Below are 19,789 nucleotides of genomic sequence, written 5' to 3'. Positions count from 1 at the left end.
TGCGGTCAAACACCTCCCGTTCCCGACCCCGTACCAGATCCGTGAGTTTTTCTCGGGAAAGAGGTTCGTGGGGGTGCGTGACCAGGGCCCGCAGGAGAGAAAATTCACTGCTGGAGAGGGCAACCAGTTCTCCGTTTTTGTGCAGGGTGCGTTGCAGCAGATGAAAACTGAACTCCCCAAAGGTCACCAGATCCTGGGCGTGGTGGTCTGCGGGCAGGGGCGTATCCCAGGACTGGCGCCGCAGGACGGCCTGAATCCGGGCCAGCAACTCTTTGGGGTTGAAGGGCTTGGAGAGGTAGTCGTCGGCACCCGTGTTGAGTCCCAGAATCCGGTCCGAGTCATTGCCCTTGGCGGTGAGCATGATAATGGGAATGGGGTTGTTTTGGGCGCGCAGCCGACGGCACAGCGCCAAACCATCCTCGCCGGGGAGAATCAGGTCCAATACCAGCAAATCCTGGGGGGTTTTCGCCAAGGCCTGGTCGAGCGCGAGGGCATCGGGGACGGCCGTCACACTGAAGCCTTGTTGAGAAAGATAACGCTGCAGTAATTCGCGTAATCGAAGATCGTCATCCAGGACGATGATGCGGGGGCGTGGAGTATTCATGTGCGCATGATAGTGTAACCGGAAAAAAAATTGTATCGATTTGTAATCATTCCGGTGTCGTTTGGGGATGGGATCCAGATTGGGCAGGTTCCGTGAGCAGACGGCGCGCACCACAGAGGTCTGCCCAGGTCCCCGCTTTTTCTGCCGGGGTACGCAGAAGGTAGGCGGGATGCCAGGTAACGACGGTGGGGATGCCTTCGAAGAGATGGGTCGTGGAACGCAGTTGGGCCATGGACAGAGGGGTATCCAGCAAGGTGCGGGCGGCAACCTTGCCCAGCAGGACCAGAATGCGCGGTTGGACCTGTGCGATTTGCTGACGCAGGAAGGGCAGGCAGGTCGCACATTCCGGGTCACTGGGGGTGCGATTATGGGGCGGACGGCATTTCACCACATTGGCAATGGAGACCTGGGGACCCCGTTCCAGCCCCAGGGCGGTGAGCATGGCATCCAGCACACGTCCCGCAGGTCCGACAAAGGGCAATCCGCGCGCATCTTCTTCTGCGCCGGGTCCTTCCCCGATGAACATCCAGGGGCTGCCGGGGTGAATCAGGCCAAAAACCGCTTGTTTGCGTTGTTCGTGAAGTGCACAACGGGTGCAGGAAGCCACCTGCTGGCGCAGATCCCCCGTTACCGGCAAGTCGGGGAGCACCGGCGGAGGGGTGGGAATGCTCCGGCTTTCCCCCTCTTTTCTGGCGGGGGAGAGAGTTTCGGGGAGGGCAGGCAGCGGGTTTGCTCGGGGAATCCAGAGGGGCCATAGTCCCAACTCTCTCCAGCAGGCTTCCTGTGTGTGCATATCGACGCTCTCCGGCTCAGGGGGTCAGGGAGCGGCGCAGCACGAGGGCGTCCTCACGAGTTCCCGTGGGGGTCGCATAATAACCCCGGCGGGTTCCAATGGGCTGGAAATGGGCCGAGCGGTATAAACCCAGGGCGGCTTCATTGGAGATGCGTACTTCGAGCAGCAGGCATTCCGCGCCCTGCGCGCTGGCCTGGGTGATGACCTCGTGGAGCAGGATGCGCCCATAACCCTGGCGTTGCCAAGGCTGGTCAATGACCAGGTTGAGCAGTTGGGCTTCTTGAAAAACGAGCAAGAAAAAAGCATAACCGAACAGCGTTCCCGAGGGGGTCACCATTCCCAATCCCTGATGCTGGGACAAGGATTCCTGCAGTTGACGCCCGCTCCAGGGCGCAGAAAAATTGCGCTTTTCGATGGCGCGAAGCGCATCCACGTCCTGGAGGGTGAGCAGACGCAGGGAACAGGTATTCACAGACCACGTTCTGCGCGGGTCAGGGCAACCCGCTGGCGCAGATAGATGGGTTGGGCGGCGGCGGGACTGACCCCGGCCGTGCGCTTCCTGGCCTGTCCTGCCAGGGCGGCGATGTGCGTGGCATGGGGAAATAGTCCCGGGACCGTGCCCTGCCACTGGGGGCCCCAGCGCGCGTCGAGCAGGGTATTCCAGGCGACGGCTCCGGAACCGACGCCCCACCAGTCTCCGGCGGGCAGATCGGGCAAGTCCGTGGGATGACACAGTTGAGGCGGCAAGCGTTCCTGCCATTCTTCACCCTGACGCTCATAGGCGGCGAGATAGACCTGGTTCATGCGCGCATCCAGCGCCACGACGACGCGGGGATGGGGGGCGACCTCCGTGAGGCATTCGAGGGTGGAAATGGGGAAAAGGGGGATCCCCAGACCCAATCCCAGGCCTTGCGCGATGCCACAGGCCAGCCGGACCCCGGTGAAGCCGCCGGGGCCTGCTCCATAGGCAATTCCTCCCAGGTCCTCCCAGGTTCGTTGGGCCTTGGCCAGAACCGAGTCCAGCAAGGACCAGATGCGCTCGGAAGGCGCAGCCCCTTCATCCTGGTGCGTGGCCAGAATCTGCCCCTCCTGCCACAGGGCGACGGAGGCACGCTCAGTGGAAAATTCCAGGGCGAGGAGAAGGTCGGGGTTCAATCCACATACTCCACGTGACGATAACGGCGATAGAGCCAGAACATCAAACTACTGATGAACAGGGCCAGCAGCAGGACGCTGGTGTAAAAAGCCGCTTCCGTCGGCCTCAGGGCGTGCCCGCGCAGGGTTTCGATGCCCAGGTCTTGAAAGAGGTGGCGCAGGGGCACGTCGGCCCGAATGACTCCGGCATAAATTCCAAGCAGAGCAAGAATGCTGATGTTTTCATTGAAGTTTTGAACTGCGATGCTATGACCTGCCCCCATGATTTGATGGCCGCGATGTTGCAGGAGGGCATTCATTGGCACCACAAAAAATCCGGCCATGGCACCGGCCGCCACCAGCAGGACCACGGCCACGGCCCAGTCCCGCACCACCAGCATGCCCAGAATGGCGAACCCCATGGCCACGCCCACCGGCAGCACCTTGATGGCACTTTCCAGACGTACCCATTTGGCGGCCGCAATGGAACCCAGAGCGATTCCCACAGCGGAAACTGCCGTGAGTTGGGTGGCCTGCTCCAGGTTGAAATGCAGTTGGAGGGTTGCCCAAACCAGCACGATCAGACGGAGAGAAGAACCAACGCCCCAGAAAATGGTGGTCACTGCCAGAGAAACCTGCCCCAGCGGGTCACGCCACAATTGGAGAAATGAGCGCCAGAAATCCTGCACCAGAAACCAGGGGTTCCTGCGCGGGGGGACATGGTCGGGCAAGACGCGGGGAATATACAGGTTTACCACGGCGGCTCCAACATAGAGCAGCAGGATGATGAGAATGGAAAAGCGCGGGGCATTCAGGGTGTGGCCGATCAAAGGGGTGCTGAAGGCGACAAAAAGTTGGTAGAGGGGCAGGCCGGGTTTGAGTATCCAGCCTCCCAATACAGCACCGAAAATAATGGCAATGACGGTCAAGGCCTCCATCCAGCTGTTGGCAACCACCAATTTTCCGGGGGGGAGACACTCCGTTAAAATACCGTATTTGGCGGGGGAATAGGCCGCCGCCCCCAAACCCACCAAGCCGTAGGCAAAGAGCGGGTTGATCCCCGCCAGCATGGCCAGACAGCCCAGCAATTTAATGATATTGCTGAGGAACATCACGCGCCCCTTGGGCAGGGCATCAGAAAAAGCGCCCACGAAGGGGGCCAGGAAAATGTAGGAGAGTACAAAAAATTGTTGCAGGAAAGGGACATACTCAGGGGGGGCCGAGATCGTTTTGAGCAGGGCAATGGCCGCAAACAACAAGGCGTTGTCAGCCAGCGCAGAAAGAAATTGCGCCAGCAGTATGATATAGAACCCTAACTCCATGAAAGGCCTGGAGTTACAGCACTTCGGCTGCGTAGTCGGCGAGACGGGAGCGCTCTCCCCGTTGTAAAGTGACGTGTCCGCTGTGTACCCAACCCTTGAAACGGTCCACCACATAGGTGAGTCCGGAACTGCCCTCCGTGAGGTAGGGGGTGTCGATCTGGGCGATATTCCCCAGGCAGATCACCTTGGTTCCCGGACCGGCGCGCGTGATCAGGGTTTTCATCTGTTTGGGCGTCAGGTTCTGGGCTTCATCGATGATCAGATATTTGTTGAGAAAAGTTCGTCCACGCATGAAATTCAGGGACTTGATCTTGATGCGCGAACGAATCAGATCGCGCGTGGCTGCCCGTCCCCAGTCTCCGGCTTCTTCGTCCCCCTTGTTGAGAACATCCAGATTGTCTTCCAGCGCGCCCATCCAGGGCGTCATTTTCTCTTCTTCCGTTCCGGGCAGGAAACCGATATCTTCCCCCACCGGCACTGTGACCCGGGTCATGATGATCTCGGAATACAGTTTGTGTTCAATGGTTTGCATCAGTCCTGCGGCCAGAGTCAGTAGGGTTTTTCCCGTTCCTGCCTGACCGAGCAAGGTGATGAAATCGAGATCAGGATTCATGAGCAGGTTCAGGGCAAAATTCTGTTCCCGGTTGGCCGCCACGATTCCCCAGGTGTTATTGCGCTGGGACGTATAGTCGCGCAGTATTTCGAGGACGGCAGAGGACCCGATCCGTTCCTTGACGCGGGCATAGAAGGGTTTTTCCCCTTCTTCCTGATAGACGAATTCGTTCAGGAAGAAGCCGGGAACCAAAGGACCTTCCACCTTGTACAGGGTACGTCCTTGTTCCTGCCAGGATTGCATGCCCTTGCCGTGGGTTTCCCAGAAATCCTCCGGTAATTCACGAACGCCGGTGTACAGCAGATCTGTATCTTCCAGGACCTTGTCGTTGAAATAATCCTCAGCATCGACGCCCAACGCGCGGGCCTTGATGCGCATGTTGATGTCCTTGCTGACCAGGATGACGGGGCGCTGGGGTTGGCTGCGCTGGAGTTCGAGGGCAACGGCCAGGATCTGGTTGTCGGGTTTTTCCTCAGCCAGCAGGGCGGTAGGCGGGGATTTCTTCAAGGTCTGCAAAAACAGGGTACCTGAAGGGCCGGGATTCTGTGCGCGTGCGAGGGAAATTCCCAGGCTGATATCGGTTTTGCCTGCACGGGTGATGATTTCATCGAGAAAACGACTGACCTGCCGGGCATTCCGCGCCACTTCGGTCATCCCCTTCTTGTTGTGATCCAATTCCTCGATGGTCATCATGGGCAGAAACACATCGTGTTCCTGAAATTGGAAGAGGCTGGTGGGATCGTGCAGCAACACGTTGGTATCGAGGACGAACAACTTGGGGATTGAGTGGTCAACCATGGGCGGTGGGCTCCGGGAGAAAGTGGTCAGGGCAGTGTGCGGAGGGTTTCCAGAACGTGTTGCGCGTGACCGGGGACTTTGACCCCGCGCCAGATTTCGGCCAAACGGCCTTCAGAATCGATCAGGAAGGTGCTGCGTTCAATGCCGCGAACCTGCTTGCCGTACATGTTCTTCATTTTCATGACGCCGAACAGGGTGCAGGCCAGTTCATCGGGATCGCTCAGGAGGTGAAAAGGGAAACTCATCTTGGCCCGGAACTTTTCGTGGCTGGACAGGCTGTCGCGCGAGATGCCCCAGATCGGACAACGCAGAGCCTCAAACTCGGAAAACAACTGGGTGAACTGAAGTCCTTCGTCGGTACATCCCGGGGTATCGTCCCTGGGGTAGAAATACAGAATCAGAGGCGCTCCCCGTTGGTCATTCAACTGAAAGTGCGGTCCGGCAGTGGACGCCAACCGGAAGTCCGGTACCAACTCCATTTTCTCCATGGTTTCTCCAAAACAGGTCCGTGATGGTGCAAGTATAGCCTATGGTTCAGCGCGCTGTACCTTGCAGGGCCAAGGTGCCTGAGCGACCGGGGAGGGAGCCCTGGATCATGGGGCATGAGGGCAAGGGGTGGAATTCCATGGCCGAAGCCATTTGGGCCAGGGAGACCAACTGGTAGCCCTGGGTTTTCCAGCCCCGCAGTAATTCCTGGAATACCGGGCGCAAACGCTGACCTTCCAGTTCGGCATGCAGGGTGAAGACATGGCCCAGGGGCGGGTCCTCTTGGGTGAGGGCCAGTAATTTCGAAGCGACTGTAGAGACATCCACTCCCTCCAGGCCGATCAGTTCGTCCAGGGTGGGGAGGGTGGTGGGCAACTGCAGGCAGCGTGCAGGGTGATCGCCCAGCAGAGGGCGAAAGGGGCCCTGTCCGCGCCCATCCGATGCCCATTTGAAATGCTGTTCATCGAGCCAGCGCAGGGCGTCCTCGGTCATCTGCCAACCGGCGGCGCCGTGGACGTGGGGGGCTTCCCCGAAGATTTTCTTGAAACGGGCGCAGGCCAGGCCAAGCTGGGCGCGTCCCCAGGCGGGCGGGCGCTGGTGCAGGTTGTCCTGCCAGGCGGTATGGTCCCAGGTATGAATCCCCACTTCAAAGCCTGCAGCAGCCACGGCGCGCAGTATGGGGGCGGTTTTGAGGCCGATGTCGGGTCCGGGAAGCAGGGTGCCATAGAGCAGGGTGCGCAGACCGTAATGTTCCAGCACGGAGGTGCGTTTGACCTTGCCCAGAAAACCGGGTCGAAAGACGCGCTTGAGGGCACGTCCCGTATGATCGGGCCCCAGGCTGAACAGGAAGGTGGCCTGGGCCTGTTCGGCACGTAGTAATTCCACCAGCGCGGGAACCCCTGTGCGGGTTCCGCGCAGGGTGTCTACATCCACTTTCAGGGCCAAGAGTCGCATGGGCGAGACTATGGACACTTTTTCACCACTCGGCAAGCCCCCCTTGCTGGTAGAATAGTGGTCTTTCTAAATTATTGGTTGAATTTTCATGGCTCGTCATTTACGCAACATCGCCATCATCGCGCATGTGGACCACGGCAAGACCACGCTGGTGGATAAATTGCTCCAGCAGTCCGGGACCTTCGCGGCTCATCAGCACATGACGGAACGGGTCATGGACAGCAACGATCTGGAAAAGGAACGGGGCATCACCATTCTGGCCAAGAATTGTGCCGTGGATTATGAAGGGGTCCACATCAATATCGTGGATACCCCCGGACACGCCGATTTTGGCGGCGAAGTGGAGCGCGTGCTGTCCATGGTGGATGGTGTGCTGTTGCTGGTGGATGCCGTGGAAGGGCCCATGCCCCAGACCCGCTTCGTCACCCGCAAAGCCTTGGCCCAGGGACTCAAGCCGGTGGTGGTGGTGAACAAGATCGATCGTCCGGGGGCCCGTCCGGACTGGGTGGTCAATCAGACCTTCGATCTTTTCGACAAGTTGGGTGCCACGGAAGAACAACTGGATTTTCCGGTGGTGTACGCTTCGGCCTTGCAGGGGTATGCCACCCTCGACCCCCAACATCCGGGTACGGATCTGCGTCCCCTTTTTGACGCAGTTCTGAAGTATGTTCCGGAGCGGAAGGGGGATGCGGAAGGTCCGCTGCAATTGCAGATCGTGTCTCTGGATTATTCCAGTTTCGTGGGGCGGATCGGGATTGGCCGGGTCCACCGCGGACGTATCCGGACGGGTCAGGAAGTGGCTATCTTGCGGGGTCCGGACTCGCCTTTGAAGCGCGGACGCGTTAATCAGATCCTGGGGTTCAAGGGGTTGGAACGGGTTCCTTTTGAAACTGCGGAAGCCGGAGATATCGTTCTGATCACGGGCATCGAAGAGTTGGGCATCGGGGTGACCCTGACCGAGGTGGATAAACCCGAAGCGCTTCCCATGCTGGACGTGGATGAGCCGACCCTGACCATGAATTTCCAGGTGAATACCTCGCCCTTTGCCGGGCAGGAAGGCAAGTTCGTCACCAGTCGTCAGATCCGCGAACGGCTGGAGCGTGAATTGCTCAGCAATGTGGCCCTGCGCGTCCAGGAAACCGACGATATGGACATTTTTCTGGTGTCCGGACGAGGCGAATTGCATTTGACCATCCTGCTCGAGAACATGCGTCGGGAAGGCTACGAATTGGCGGTGTCCCGTCCCCGTGTCCTGTTGAAAGAGATCGATGGAGTGCGCTGTGAGCCCTTTGAAGCGCTCACGCTGGATGTGGAAGATGCCCATCAGGGCGCGGTCATGCAGGCGCTGGGAGAACGACGGGGTGATTTGCAGGACATGCAATCCGACAGTCAGGGACGGGTACGCCTCGACTACCACATTCCGGCGCGCGGTCTGATCGGGTTTCAATCCGAATTTTTGACCATGACCCGAGGAACCGGGTTGATGAGTCATGTCTTCGATGATTATGGCCCCATGAAACCGGAAATTGCGGCGCGTCGCAATGGAGTCCTGATTTCTGCCGAACAGGGCGAAGCCGTGGCCTATGCCCTGTGGAAATTGCAGGAACGGGGTCGTATGTTCGTGATTCCTGGGGATCGTGTCTACGAAGGTATGGTGATCGGGATTCACAGTCGGGACAATGATCTGGTGGTCAACCCGGTGAAAACCAAACAATTAACCAATATTCGTGCGGCGGGCAAGGACGAAGCGGTGGTTTTGATGTCTCCGGTGACGTTGACCTTGGAATCTGCCATCGAATTCATTGCCGATGACGAATTGGTGGAGATCACGCCTCAAACACTGCGCGTTCGTAAGCGCTATCTGCTGGAAAATGATCGCAAGCGGGCCTCCCGCAGTTAGGCGGAAAGGTTTGCGTTGGATGATACGGGTGCGTACAATGAGGTCGTTTTAGTATTGGAGTAAATCCAGTGTCGGGTGTCGGTCGTTCCAGCCAAAACAGAAGTGACCGTTCCGGCCTCCCGTTTTTCCGTGGCTTGCGCAGGTCAGGGGCACGAATCCTGGGTCGTGGCATGATTCTGGCGCTGGTGACCGGATGTACCACGGTGGGCCCGGATTTCAAGTCCCCCACCTTGGCCAAGGGCGTGTCTGTGTTGCCGGCTTCTTCTCCTCAGGTAGGGGGGGCCGAGGGGGACGCCCAACACTTTGTGGCGGGCCAAACCGGAAGTCAGGATTGGTGGAAATCCTATGGATGTCCGGATCTCGATGGGTTGGTACAGATTGCCTTGGATCAAAATCCTACAGTGGAAGCCGCCCGTGCCACCCTGATACAAGCGGGAGAAAACGCCACCGCAATTCAGGATAATCTGACCCTGCCCACCGTCGATGCCCAATTTGCGCAAACTCGCCAGCGCTTTTCCACGGCAGCCTTTGGCATGCCGGGAGGACAGACTTATCTGTTCAATCTTAGCAATGCTTCGGTCAACGTGTCCTATCCTTTGGATGTGTTTGGGGGCAACCGCCGTCAGGTCGAGGCCCTGCAAGCCCAACATGAAATGCAGGCCCACCTGTGGCAGGCTGCACGGGAAACCCTGATTGCCAATGTGGTGACCACCGTGGTGCGGGAGGCCAGTCTGCGCGCCCAACTCGATGCAACGAACGCGCTGCTCCAGGCGCAAGGTGAATTGCTGGACCTGACGCGCCAACGGCAGGGGATGGGCGCCCTGTCCCTCAACGAAATGGCAGAGCCCCAGGCCGAACTGGCCCAGAGCCGTGCCAATCGCGAGGTCCTCGCTTTACAGTTGGAGCAGATCCGTCACCAGTTGGCGGCGTATCTGGGGCAATATCCTGCGCAAAACTCTTTGCCCGAATTCCATCTGGCGGATCTGCATCTGCCCCAATTTCTTCCTCAGGCCGTTCCTTCAGCGTTGTTGCGTCAGCGTCCGGATATCCGGGCCAGTGAAGCGCAATGGCACCAAGCCACCGCCAATCTGGGGGTGACCATTGCCGGGGCTTATCCCAATCTGACCCTCACGGGAGATATGGGGGCGATGGCCTTGACCCCGGGGGCTCTGTTCAGTCCTGCTTCATCGGTTTGGTCGTTGGGTGCCGGGGTGGTCCAGCCGATTTTTCATGGGGGGGCCTTGAGCGCGGCCAAACGGGGTGCGGAAGCGGCGGTTCAGAGCGCAGCAGCGCAGTATCGCAACACCGTGGTCCAGGCCTTTCGTACCGTGGCCGATGTCTTGCGCGCCTTGACCCATGATGCGGCCACGCTGGAGGCTGAACGATCGATCATGGAAATACGGCAACAAAGTTTGGATCTGGCGGATCAACAGTATCGGTTGGGCGGCATCAGTTATCCGGCACTTCTCGCCGCACGGGTTCAGGATGCCCAGGCCCTTATGGGGGTCGCCCAGGCCCAGGGAGTCCGTTTGGCCGATACGGCCGCCTTTTATTTGGCTCTGGGGGGAGAAGTAGACCCCGCGGCCGTGGCGCAGGCCACTCCGGTTTCCCCTTCTTCTTCGGCACAATCTGCCCTTCCAGATGCACGGTGATTTTATGACAGTTCAATCTGCCCCTTCCCTGAAAAAACGCCTGATCCTCATGGGTGCGCTGATGACTCTGCTGGTGGTGGGGTTGGTGGGATTCACTCTGTTCAAACGGGCCATGATGCAAAAATACCTGACGGGTGGTGCGGCTCACCCCCCCCAGGTGGTGACAGCCCAGGTTATTCAATGGACGAACTGGCAACCCTCCTTCGACACCATCGGTTCCCTGCGGGCAGCCCGTGGCGTGCAGATCAGCGTGGAAGTTGCGGGTATGGTGCGCCGGGTCGCTTTCAAGGCCGGGGATGAGGTTCAAGCCGGACAAACCTTGGTGGAAATGGTGGATGATGCGGAACGGGCGGCCCTCCAGGCGCAGATCGCAGGACTGGAACTGGCCCGCCTGACATTGAAACGGGATGAAGCCCAGTATGCGGTGCATGCCATCAGTCAGGCGCAACTGGAGGTGGACCGCGCGGATGTGGACAGTCGGACGGCGCAGCGAGATCAGGCACTGGCCCTGCTGGCCAAAAAAAAGGTCACGGCCCCTTTTGCGGGACAGATGGGGATCACCCTGGTCAATCCCGGACAGTACCTCAATCCCGGCGACAAAATTGCCACCTTGCAAACCGTGCACCAGTTGCTGGTGGATTTCAATCTGCCTCAGCAATTTTTGGGCCGTATCGCCGTGGGACAATGGGTTCATTTGTCCTTTGAAGCCTGGCCTGGTAAAACCTTTGCCGCCCGGGTGGTGGCGCGCAATCCCGAGGTGGATGCCAGTACCCGCAACGTGTCGGTGGAGGCCCGTCTCGAACCGGGCACCGCTTCCCTGTTGCCCGGTGCTTTTGCCCACGTGACCTGGGACTATGACCGAGCGGCCCCACGCTTGACGCTTCCCCAGTCGGCCATTGCTTTCAATCCCTATGGGGCCACCGTGTTTGTGATTCAGCGTGGTCCTGGGGGAACTCCTCCCAAAGCCCAACAGGTGTTCATCACCACGGGGGCAACCCGGGGCGATCAGATCGCGGTATTGAGCGGTCTCAAAGCGGGAGACGAAGTAGTGACCAGCGGGCAATTGAAACTCAAGTCAGGCATGTCCGTCGCGCTCAGTACGGCGGCTGCACCGCCCTTTGCGGCGGCGCCTACCCCGCAAGAACAGTAAGGGGATACCATGCGTTTTACGGATCTCTTCTTGCGCCGACCGGTATTGGCCACGGTGGTCAACCTGATCATCCTGGTGCTGGGGTTGCGGGCGTTGTTCGGGTTGCCGGTGAGCCAATATCCGCAGACCCAGAATGCGGTGGTCACTATTGCCACCAGTTACTATGGGGCCGATGCCCAGACCGTGGCGGGATTCATTACCCAGCCCCTGGAAGCTGCTATTGCCCAGGCGCAGGGCATCGATTACCTTTCTTCCAACAGTTTGATGGGAGCATCCGTCATCACCGCTACCTTGCGTCTGAATTATGACGCCAGTCGCGCCCTGACGGAAATCAACACCCAGGTCAATTCGGTACGCAACCAACTGCCCCCCCAAGCCCAGCAACCCGTCTTGTCCGTTCAGATGGGGCAGACGGTGGATGCCATGTACATGGGGTTTTACAGCGAAACCTTGCCCACCAGCAATGTAACCGACTTTTTGTTGCGTGAAATCAAACCCACCCTGGATTCCGTGGAGGGGGTGCAAACCGCCGAATTGCTGGGCGCGCGCAATTTTGCCTTGCGGGCCTGGCTGGATCAGAACCGCATGGCCGCCAACGGGGTGACGGCCGCCGATGTAAGCGCAGCGCTGGCCGCCAACAATTATCTGACCTCGGCGGGGGCCACGAAAGGGCAGGCTGTCACCGTGGACTTGACGGCGGGCACGGATCTTCATTCGGTGGAGGAATTCAAGCGTCTGGTGGTGAAGCAGACGGGCCTCGGTCTCGTGCATCTCGAGGATGTGGCGGATGTGACGCTGGGTTCGGACAATTATGATTTCAATGTGGCCTTTGATGGGCAGAAGTCCGTCTTCATCGGGATCAAGGTGGCCCCCAATGCCAATGTTCTGGAGGTGGCCGAGCGGGTACGCAAAGCCTTCCCTGCCCTGCAGGCCAAATTACCCGCGGGACTGACGGGCAAGATCGTTTATGACTCCACCGAGTATATTACTTCGGCCATTCACGAAGTGGCCAAGACCTTGCTGGAGGCGCTGGTCATTGTCACGGCGGTGATTTTTCTGTTCCTTGGGCGCGCCCGTGCCGTGATCATTCCCCTGGTGACTTTGCCCCTGTCCCTGGTGGGCACGTTTTTGGTCATGCTCATGCTGGGGTATTCCATCAACTTGCTGACCCTTCTGGCCTTGGTGCTGGCCATCGGGTTGGTGGTGGATGATGCCATCATCGTGGTGGAGAATGTGGAACGTCATCAGCGCCTGGGCAAGAGCGCCCGGGAAGCGGCATTTCTGGCGGCTCGAGAACTGGCCGGGCCGATCCTGGCCATGACCGTGGTGCTGGTGGCGGTCTATATCCCCATCGGTTTCCAGGGGGGACTGACGGGTGCCCTGTTTACGGAGTTCGCTTTCACTCTGGCCGGTGCGGTGACCCTCTCCGGGATCGTGGCTTTGACCTTGTCTCCCGTGATGTGTGCCCACTTTCTCAAGCAGGAACATGCCTCTGCGGGGTTTATGGCCCGTGTGGAACGGGGCCTGGAACGATTGCACGACCGTTACCGCAGAGCTCTTTCCAGTGCCCTGGAAACCCATGGGGTCATGATCGTGATGGGTTTTTTGTTTCTGGGCGTGACGGTATTTTTATTCATGACCTCGATGCGCGAATTGGCGCCACAGGAAGATCAGGGGATCGTGCTTTACTCCATGATTGGCCCGGCCAATGTGACGGCGGATGAAATGCAGCGAAATGCCCAGGCCCTTCAGAAAATCGCCAGGACCGAGCCCGAATATGCCCAGATGTTTCAGATCACGGGCGCGCCAGTGCTCAATCAGGGGCTCGGTGGGGTGGTGTTCAAACCCTGGGAAGAACGCAAACGCAGCGCGGAACAGTTGCAGAAAGAATTGCAGATGCGTTGGGCCCAGGTGCCTGGCGTCCGGGTGGCTGCCTTCCAGTTTCCTCCTTTGCCGGGAACCCAGGGACTGCCTGTACAGTTCGTGATCACCACCACCGAATCCTTTGAACAACTGGATGAAGTGGCGCAAAAGGTCGTGGATCGGGCGCGTCAAAGCGGGATGTTCTTCTTCGTGGATGCAGACCTGAAACTGGATAAACCCCAATCCCGGTTTGTCGTGGATCGTGACCTGACCGCCGCGCTGGGTCTCACCCAACAGGATGTGGGCGACGGTCTCAGTGGGGCATTGTCGGGGAATTACATCAATTATTTTTCCATGGATGGGCGTTCTTACCGGGTCATTCCACAGGTTCGACAAACAGATCGCCTCAATCCTTCCCAGGTTCCTGCCTACTATTTTCGTACTCCGGACGGGCGATTATTTTCGGCGGCGACCCTGGGACATTTGCGTCAACTCGTGGTGCCGGAAACGGTGAGCCACTTTCAGCAACTCAATGCAACGACCATTGGCGGGGTGACGACGCCGCTGGTGTCGCAGGGTGAAGTTCTGGCCTTTCTGAATAAAACGCTTCAGGAGGTGGCGCCCAGCGGTTTCACCGTGGATTATTCCGGGGCTTCCCGGCAGTTCATGAGCGAATCGGGGAGTTTTGCCGTGACCTTGCTGTTTGCCGTACTCATGGTCTTTCTGGTGCTGGCTGCCTTGTTTGAAAGTTTCCGTGATCCGCTCATCATTTTGATTTCCATTCCCATGGCCCTGTTTGGTGCCTTGCTCCTGATCAACCTCGGGGGGGCCAGCCTCAACATTTATACCCAGGTCGGTTTGGTGACTCTGATGGGGTTGATCAGCAAACACGGAATCCTGATTGTCCAGTTTGCCAATGAGTTGCAGCGGGCAGGGCGCACCAAACGGGAGGCGATCGTGGAAGCCGCCAGCATTCGGATGCGTCCCATCCTGATGACCACGACTGCCATGGTATTGGGCGTGCTGCCCCTGGTGCTGGCCGGGGGGGCAGGCGCCGCAGGGCGCCGTGCCATGGGGTTGGTGATTTTTTCCGGGCTGTCCATCGGTACCCTGTTCACCTTGTTCGTGGTTCCTGCCATGTATCTATGGCTGGCGCGGGTCCGTCAGGAAGAAGAAAAAGCCCCGGCTTAACGTTCCACGAAGGCCCGTTCGATGACGAAGTCACCGGGTTCGCCCACGCCTCCGGAGATTTTCAGTCCCCGTTCGGTGAGTAACGCTGAAATGTCCTTCAGCATCCCTGGACTGCCGCAGATCATGGCCCGGTCTACGGCGGGATCAAGAGGGGGCAAGCCCACATCGGAAAACAGTTTTCCGTTTTCGATGAGGGTCGTGATGCGTCCCGTCGTCTCGAATTCCTCACGGGTGACGGTGGGGTAATAGATCAGTTTCCGGCGTACCTCTTCGCCAAAGAATTCATTGGCAGGCAGTTCGTGGGTGATGAAATCGCGGTAGGCCAATTCGGAAACCTGGCGCACGCCATGTACCAGAATGATCTTGTCGAAACGTTCGTAGGTTTCGGGATCCTTGATGATGCTCATGAAGGGGGCCAAGCCGGTGCCCGTGGAAAACAGGTAGGCATGTTTGCCGGGGAGCAGGTCATGAATCACCAGGGTGCCCACGGGTTTTTTGCTGACCAGCAGGGAATCCCCCACCTGGATGTGTTGCAGGCGCGAGGTCAGGGGACCGTTGGGAACCTTGATGCTGAGAAATTCCAGATGTTCGTCATAATTGGCGCTGGCAATGCTGTAGGCACGGGTCAGGGGTTTTCCGTCCACCTCCAGACCGATCATGACAAAATGACCGTTTTCAAAGCGTAACCCGGCATCCCGGGTGGTCGTAAAACTGAACAGGGTGTCGTTCCAATGATGGACAGAGAGAATTTTTTCGGTACTATACGCGGCCATGATGACGAAAAATCCAAGGAAAACCACGATTATAATCTGTCTCGACGGGATTCCAAAGTCTGCCCGGTTATAATCTTATATGCCAAACCGGAACGATGGATATACTGAACATTTTGGACTTAATCAGAGTGGATCGGCGAACAAACTTGCGTCAGAATAGTAGGAATGCTAGGATGAATTCCTACTTTTCAACCAGCACTGGAGCCGGCCATGTCACAAGTGCGAGTAAGACTCAAACACCAGATTACAATCCCCACCCGCATTGCTGAAGCAGCGCACATCAAACCCAACGACATGCTTGAAGTGGCTTTTGCAAACGGCGTTGTTACCTTGGTGCCCGTAAACCGCAAGGCGCGCAAAGAGTCGGCAATGGCCTACGCAGGTATCGCACGTGGCCTTTGGGGTCAAACAACCGCAGAAATTGAAGCCGACCTGAATGGTGGTCGTGACACATGGGAAAGATAGAGGATGCTATCGCCCGCATGGTCGGACACCGCGTCTACCTGGACACTAATGTTTTTGTGTACTTCCTGGACCGCAACCCAGACTATTTCTCGGTGGTCGCACCCATCATTGAAGCCATTGATTCTGGGTTAATCATCGGCTATACCGGGGATGCCGCGGTTGCCGAGACATTAGTGAAGCCCTATCAAATCGGTAATCCGGCACTGGTTGAGTCAGTCAAGTGACGTTCTTGAAGTTGTGCCTGTGAAAACATTGGCTGAATAAGGTACGCACCGACTAGCCAGAGAACCTATGATGAACGTCTACGCCTCACGTCTTCAGGATTGGCAACATCAGGGGTTGGAACGACCGCACCATCCAGTGCAGGGCCCCCAGGGACCCTATCTGAGCGTGGACAACCGGACATTTCTGGCCTTCTGCTCCAATGATTATCTGGGGTTGGCCAACGATCCCCGAGTCTGTGCCGCAGCTCAAAGGGGGCTCGAGCAGTATGGGGTCGGTGCCGGGGCCTCGGCTCTGGTATGCGGCTATAGCGCCGCCCAGGCCGAACTGGAGGCGTGGATCGCGCACTGGCTGGGTCTGGAACGGGTGCTGGTGTTTTCCTCGGGCTATCTCACGCATTTGGGGGTGATTCCCGTGCTGGTGGATGGGGCAACCGCCGTGTTTTCCGATGCGCTCAACCATGCCAGTTTGATCGACGGGGTGCGGCTGGCCCGGCCTGCCCAACTGACCATTTACCCCCACGGGGATTGGGAATTTTTGGAACGGTCCTTGCGCACTTGCGCGTTCGGACAACGCTGGATACTTACGGATGGAGTCTTCAGCATGGATGGGGATGTCGCCCCCTTGCGGGAATTGGTGCGCCTGGCAGAACAGTACGAAGCCTGGGTTCTGGTGGATGATGCCCATGGGCTGGGTGTCCTGGGTCCGGAGGGGAAGGGCAGTCTGGCAGCCCTTGGGGTGAGTTCCGCACGGGTCTTGCACATGGCGACCTTTGGCAAGGCGGTAGGTACTGCAGGTGCTTTTGTGGGGGGCACCGCCACCTTGATGGACTGGTTGGCACAACGGGCCCGTACCCATATGTTTTCCACGGCCCTGCCGCCCCTGGTGCAGGCGGCTACCCAGGTTGCTTTGGAATGTGTGGCCAGTGAGGAATTCCGGCGTACCCATCTGGCCCAGTTGGGGGAAAGACTCCAGAGGGGATTGCAGGCTCTGGGTCTGGGGGGGGTGCCTTCCTGCACCGCCATTCATCCCCTGATTCTGGGGGAGAACTCGCGGGTGATGGCGGTGTCTCATCGGTTGTGTGAAGAGGGGCTGTGGGTAGCGGCCATTCGCCCGCCCAGCGTTCCGGAAGGAACGGCCCGTCTGAGAATTTCGTTGAGTGCAGCCCATTCGGTGGCGCACATCGATCGGTTATTGGAAGGTCTTGAAAAAGCGATAGGGGTCGAAGCATGAATCAAGTTGCGAGTTGGGCCAAACGGAGTGCGGCAGCAGTCTGGCACCCCTGTACCCAGATGCAATGGTTGGAAGAACATCCGGTCCATCTGATCCAGTCGGCACAGGGGGCCTGGCTGGTGGAGGAGCAGGGGCGACGCGTCCTGGATGCCATCAGTTCCTGGTGGGTCAACCTGTGGGGGCATGGCCATCCCGCCATTGTGGCGGCGCTCAAGGACCAACTGGACCGACTGGATCATGTGATGCTGGCGGGGCTGACCCATCAGTCCGTGGTGGAATTGTCCGAACGCCTGAGCGCTCGTACGGGCGGAACCCTGGGTCACTGTTTTTATGGGTCCGATGGTGCTTCGGCCACGGAAATGGCCCTCAAGATGAGTGTCCATTACTGGCGCCATCAGGGGCAGCCAAATAAAAATTCCTTCATCGCGCTGGCCCATGGGTACCATGGGGAAACCCTGGGGGCGCTTGGGGTGACGGATATTCCGCTATTCCGTACGGCCTATGCCGCATTGATTCGGGGAGCGCACACCATTCCCGCTCCGGACAGTCGGATTCCGGGCAGCGAGGCCCGTTCCCTGGAAGCGCTGGCAACTTATCTGGCTGCTCATCAGGGAGAAGTGGCAGCACTGATTCTGGAACCTCTGGTGCAAGCCGCAGCGGGCATGGTGTTCCATTCTCCGGAGTATGTGCGGGCGGTGCTGGCCTGTTGCCGGCACCATGACGTCCATGTCATTGCCGATGAAATTGCCGTGGGATTTGGCAGGACGGGTACCTTCTTTGCCTATGAGCAAAGCGGGATCACCCCGGATTTCCTGTGTTTGTCCAAGGGGATCACCGGTGGGTTTCTGCCTCTTTCCGTGGTCCTGACCCAGGACCCCCTCTATCAGGCTTTTTACGCGGAAGGGGTGGATCGGGCCTTTCTTCATTCCCATTCTTATACGGGCAATCCTCTGGCTTGTCGGGCTGCGCTGGCCGTACAACAGTTATTCGACGAAACCGGAATTTTGGCGCTCAATCAGGCCCGCCAAGCACAAATGGCACAACAGGTGGCGCCCCTGTTTGCCCATCCGCGCATCACTCAGGGACGACAGCGGGGCATGATCTGGGCCTGCGAGGTGATCGATCCCCCCGCGCACTTTGCCCGTCGTTTTCATGCCCGTGCCTGGGAAGCCGGCGTGTTGTTGCGCCCCATCGGGCATACCCTCTACTTTATGCCTCCCCTCAATCTGACGGGAGAGGAACTGGATTTTCTGGTGGGTCGGACCCTGGAAACCCTCGAGGAGGTGCTGGCATGAGGGGTTGGTTCGTGTTGGGCACCGATACGGGGGTGGGCAAGAGCCGGGTGGCTTGTGCCTTGCTGGAAGGCGTGCGCCGAGAAGGACTGCACGGGTTGGGCATGAAACCCGTGGCCACCGGGTTTTTCCGACAGGGCGACCGATGGGTCAACGAAGATGTGGAACTGTTGAAACATTATGGGGATTCCACGCTGAAACATTCCGGTGGACGAGTTCCAGAGGAATGGATCAATCCCTATGGTTTCGAACCGCCCATTGCGCCCCATCTGGCGGCGCATCGGCAAGGGGTCAACCTTTCCTTCGGGGTCATGCGCACTGCGTATCAACATTTGCAGAGCGAGACCGATTGTCTGGTGGTGGAAGGCGCAGGGGGGGTGTTGGTACCCCTGGGGGAGGAGGGCGATATGGTCGATCTGGCTCAAAGTTTCGCCCTGCCTGTAATTCTGGTGGTGGGGCTACGTCTGGGGTGTCTCAATCATGCCTTACTGAGCGCCGAAGCCCTCCAACATCGTTCGCTGCCCTGGGCGGGATGGATCGCCAATTGCCTGAGTCCCGATCTGGAGGAAGAAGAGGGACAGATCCGGACGTTGCAGGCACGTTTGCCAGAACCTTTTCTGGGCCGGTATCCCTACGGGATGCCGCCTGAACTCGGGTACACTGCCCTCCACTGGGAAAGTTTGAGAAAATCGCCCCGCTCTGCGGTGTAAAGTTCACGGAGAGAGTTCTGTCATGTTGCTCTGGTTTGTCATCGGCTATTGGGCCGTTTCGGTAGCCATTGGCCTGATCGTGGCTTTGCGCGTGCGCAATACCGCAGATTATGCAGCTGCGGGGCATCGCATGCCTCTTTATGTGGTGACGGCCACTGTGTTTGCCACCTGGTTCGGCTCTGAAACGGTACTGGGGATTCCGGCCACTTTTCTCAAGGAAGGCTTGCGGGGCGTCGTGGCAGATCCCTTCGGTTCCTCTCTTTGTCTGGTGCTCGTCGGTTTGTTCTTTGCCCGCCCCCTCTACCGGCGCAAATTGCTGACCATCGGTGACTTCTATCGACGTCAATATGGGCGTACCGTGGAGGTACTGGTGACCCTGTGCATCGTGATCTCTTATCTGGGCTGGGTGGCGGCCCAGATCAAGGCCCTGGGACTGGTGTTCAACGTGGTTTCCGCCGGAGCGATGAGCAAAGCCACCGGCATGATCGTAGGCGCGACCACGGTCATGGTTTATACCCTGTTTGGCGGAATGCTGTCGGTGGCCATCACGGACTTCATCCAGATGATCATCATCATGCTGGGCATGGTGTACATCGGCTGGGATCTGGGGGGGCCGGCGGGGGGGGGGGGTGCC

19 protein-coding genes are annotated in these 19,789 nt (G+C 58.6%); 10 read left to right on the top strand and 9 right to left on the bottom strand.

Annotated elements, in window-relative coordinates; genetic code table 11:
• The 8 genes from IV91_RS0104275 to IV91_RS0104240 form a co-directional block, all read right to left on the bottom strand.
• Positions 1 to 604 (bottom strand): response regulator (locus IV91_RS0104275; protein ID WP_031596297.1); only part of this gene is annotated, 604 nt, incomplete at its 3' end.
• A 46-nt stretch (positions 605 to 650) separates the two neighbouring features.
• Complete coding sequence (locus IV91_RS0104270; protein ID WP_051862053.1) at positions 651 to 1,397, bottom strand: uracil-DNA glycosylase; 747 nt, start codon at positions 1,395 to 1,397, stop codon at positions 651 to 653.
• 16 nt (positions 1,398 to 1,413) lie between these two features.
• Entirely contained in the window at positions 1,414 to 1,869 is a 456-nt protein-coding gene (rimI, locus tag IV91_RS0104265) for a ribosomal protein S18-alanine N-acetyltransferase (protein ID WP_031596294.1), read from the bottom strand.
• Complete coding sequence (tsaB, locus tag IV91_RS0104260; protein ID WP_031596293.1) at positions 1,866 to 2,552, bottom strand: tRNA (adenosine(37)-N6)-threonylcarbamoyltransferase complex dimerization subunit type 1 TsaB; 687 nt, start codon at positions 2,550 to 2,552, stop codon at positions 1,866 to 1,868. The genes rimI and tsaB overlap by 4 nt, the downstream gene beginning before the upstream one ends.
• Positions 2,549 to 3,853 carry a lysophospholipid transporter LplT gene (gene lplT, locus IV91_RS0104255; protein ID WP_031596291.1) on the bottom strand — a complete coding sequence of 435 codons (1,305 nt, stop codon included), beginning with the start codon at positions 3,851 to 3,853 and terminating at the stop codon, positions 2,549 to 2,551. The genes tsaB and lplT overlap by 4 nt, the downstream gene beginning before the upstream one ends.
• A 13-nt stretch (positions 3,854 to 3,866) precedes the next feature.
• On the bottom strand, positions 3,867 to 5,264 hold the full coding sequence (locus tag IV91_RS0104250) for a PhoH family protein (protein ID WP_031596288.1): 1,398 nt from the start codon (positions 5,262 to 5,264) through the stop codon (positions 3,867 to 3,869).
• Between the two features lie 26 nt (positions 5,265 to 5,290).
• Positions 5,291 to 5,743 (bottom strand): peroxiredoxin, encoded by a 453-nt coding sequence (locus IV91_RS0104245; RefSeq protein WP_082783197.1) that lies wholly within the window; start codon positions 5,741 to 5,743, stop codon positions 5,291 to 5,293.
• A gap of 55 nt (positions 5,744 to 5,798) precedes the next feature.
• Entirely contained in the window at positions 5,799 to 6,704 is a 906-nt protein-coding gene (locus tag IV91_RS0104240) for a polysaccharide deacetylase family protein (protein WP_031596286.1), read from the bottom strand.
• 88 nt (positions 6,705 to 6,792) lie between these two features.
• Between IV91_RS0104240 and typA the strand changes: the two genes are divergently transcribed.
• The 4 genes from typA (at position 6,793) to IV91_RS0104220 (ending at position 14,460) form a co-directional block, all read left to right on the top strand.
• The gene (typA, locus tag IV91_RS0104235) at positions 6,793 to 8,604 is read left to right on the top strand and encodes a translational GTPase TypA (RefSeq protein WP_031596284.1); all 1,812 of its coding nucleotides are present in this window, start codon (positions 6,793 to 6,795) and stop codon (positions 8,602 to 8,604) included.
• 134 nt (positions 8,605 to 8,738) lie between these two features.
• Positions 8,739 to 10,256, top strand: coding sequence for an efflux transporter outer membrane subunit (locus tag IV91_RS0104230; RefSeq protein ID WP_031596282.1), 1,518 nt, complete (start codon positions 8,739 to 8,741; stop codon positions 10,254 to 10,256).
• Positions 10,257 to 10,260: 4 nt separating this feature from the next.
• Complete coding sequence (locus IV91_RS0104225; protein ID WP_031596280.1) at positions 10,261 to 11,406, top strand: efflux RND transporter periplasmic adaptor subunit; 1,146 nt, start codon at positions 10,261 to 10,263, stop codon at positions 11,404 to 11,406.
• Positions 11,407 to 11,415: 9 nt separating this feature from the next.
• The gene (locus IV91_RS0104220) at positions 11,416 to 14,460 is read left to right on the top strand and encodes an efflux RND transporter permease subunit (protein ID WP_031596278.1); all 3,045 of its coding nucleotides are present in this window, start codon (positions 11,416 to 11,418) and stop codon (positions 14,458 to 14,460) included.
• Here IV91_RS0104220 and IV91_RS0104215 read toward each other — a convergent pair.
• Positions 14,457 to 15,233, bottom strand: a complete 777-nt coding sequence (locus IV91_RS0104215) for a ferredoxin--NADP reductase (protein WP_031596276.1) — start codon at positions 15,231 to 15,233, stop codon at positions 14,457 to 14,459. The two genes, IV91_RS0104220 and IV91_RS0104215, sit on opposite strands and share 4 nt — an antisense overlap.
• Positions 15,234 to 15,443: 210 nt before the next feature.
• Between IV91_RS0104215 and IV91_RS0104210 the strand changes: the two genes are divergently transcribed.
• The 6 genes from IV91_RS0104210 to IV91_RS0104185 all read left to right on the top strand — a co-directional run.
• On the top strand, positions 15,444 to 15,698 hold the full coding sequence (locus tag IV91_RS0104210; RefSeq protein WP_031596275.1) for an AbrB/MazE/SpoVT family DNA-binding domain-containing protein: 255 nt from the start codon (positions 15,444 to 15,446) through the stop codon (positions 15,696 to 15,698).
• Entirely contained in the window at positions 15,686 to 15,922 is a 237-nt protein-coding gene (locus tag IV91_RS0104205) for a type II toxin-antitoxin system VapC family toxin (protein ID WP_031596272.1), read from the top strand. Before IV91_RS0104210 ends, IV91_RS0104205 begins: the two co-directional genes overlap by 13 nt.
• A gap of 67 nt (positions 15,923 to 15,989) precedes the next feature.
• The gene (gene bioF, locus IV91_RS0104200; protein WP_150112377.1) at positions 15,990 to 17,153 is read left to right on the top strand and encodes an 8-amino-7-oxononanoate synthase; all 1,164 of its coding nucleotides are present in this window, start codon (positions 15,990 to 15,992) and stop codon (positions 17,151 to 17,153) included.
• Positions 17,150 to 18,448, top strand: a complete 1,299-nt coding sequence (bioA, locus tag IV91_RS0104195; RefSeq protein ID WP_031596268.1) for an adenosylmethionine--8-amino-7-oxononanoate transaminase — start codon at positions 17,150 to 17,152, stop codon at positions 18,446 to 18,448. The genes bioF and bioA overlap by 4 nt, the downstream gene beginning before the upstream one ends.
• Positions 18,445 to 19,155 (top strand): dethiobiotin synthase, encoded by a 711-nt coding sequence (gene bioD, locus IV91_RS0104190; RefSeq protein WP_035417122.1) that lies wholly within the window; start codon positions 18,445 to 18,447, stop codon positions 19,153 to 19,155. The genes bioA and bioD overlap by 4 nt, the downstream gene beginning before the upstream one ends.
• A 22-nt stretch (positions 19,156 to 19,177) precedes the next feature.
• Positions 19,178 to 19,789, top strand: a 612-nt coding sequence (locus IV91_RS0104185) for a sodium:solute symporter family transporter (RefSeq protein ID WP_031596298.1), incomplete at its 3' end; no start/stop codon positions are given.

The organism is Ferrovum myxofaciens (assembly GCF_000735045.1).
GTDB lineage: Bacteria > Pseudomonadota > Gammaproteobacteria > Burkholderiales > Ferrovaceae > Ferrovum > Ferrovum myxofaciens.
This window is presented reverse-complemented; position numbering and strand designations above follow the sequence as displayed.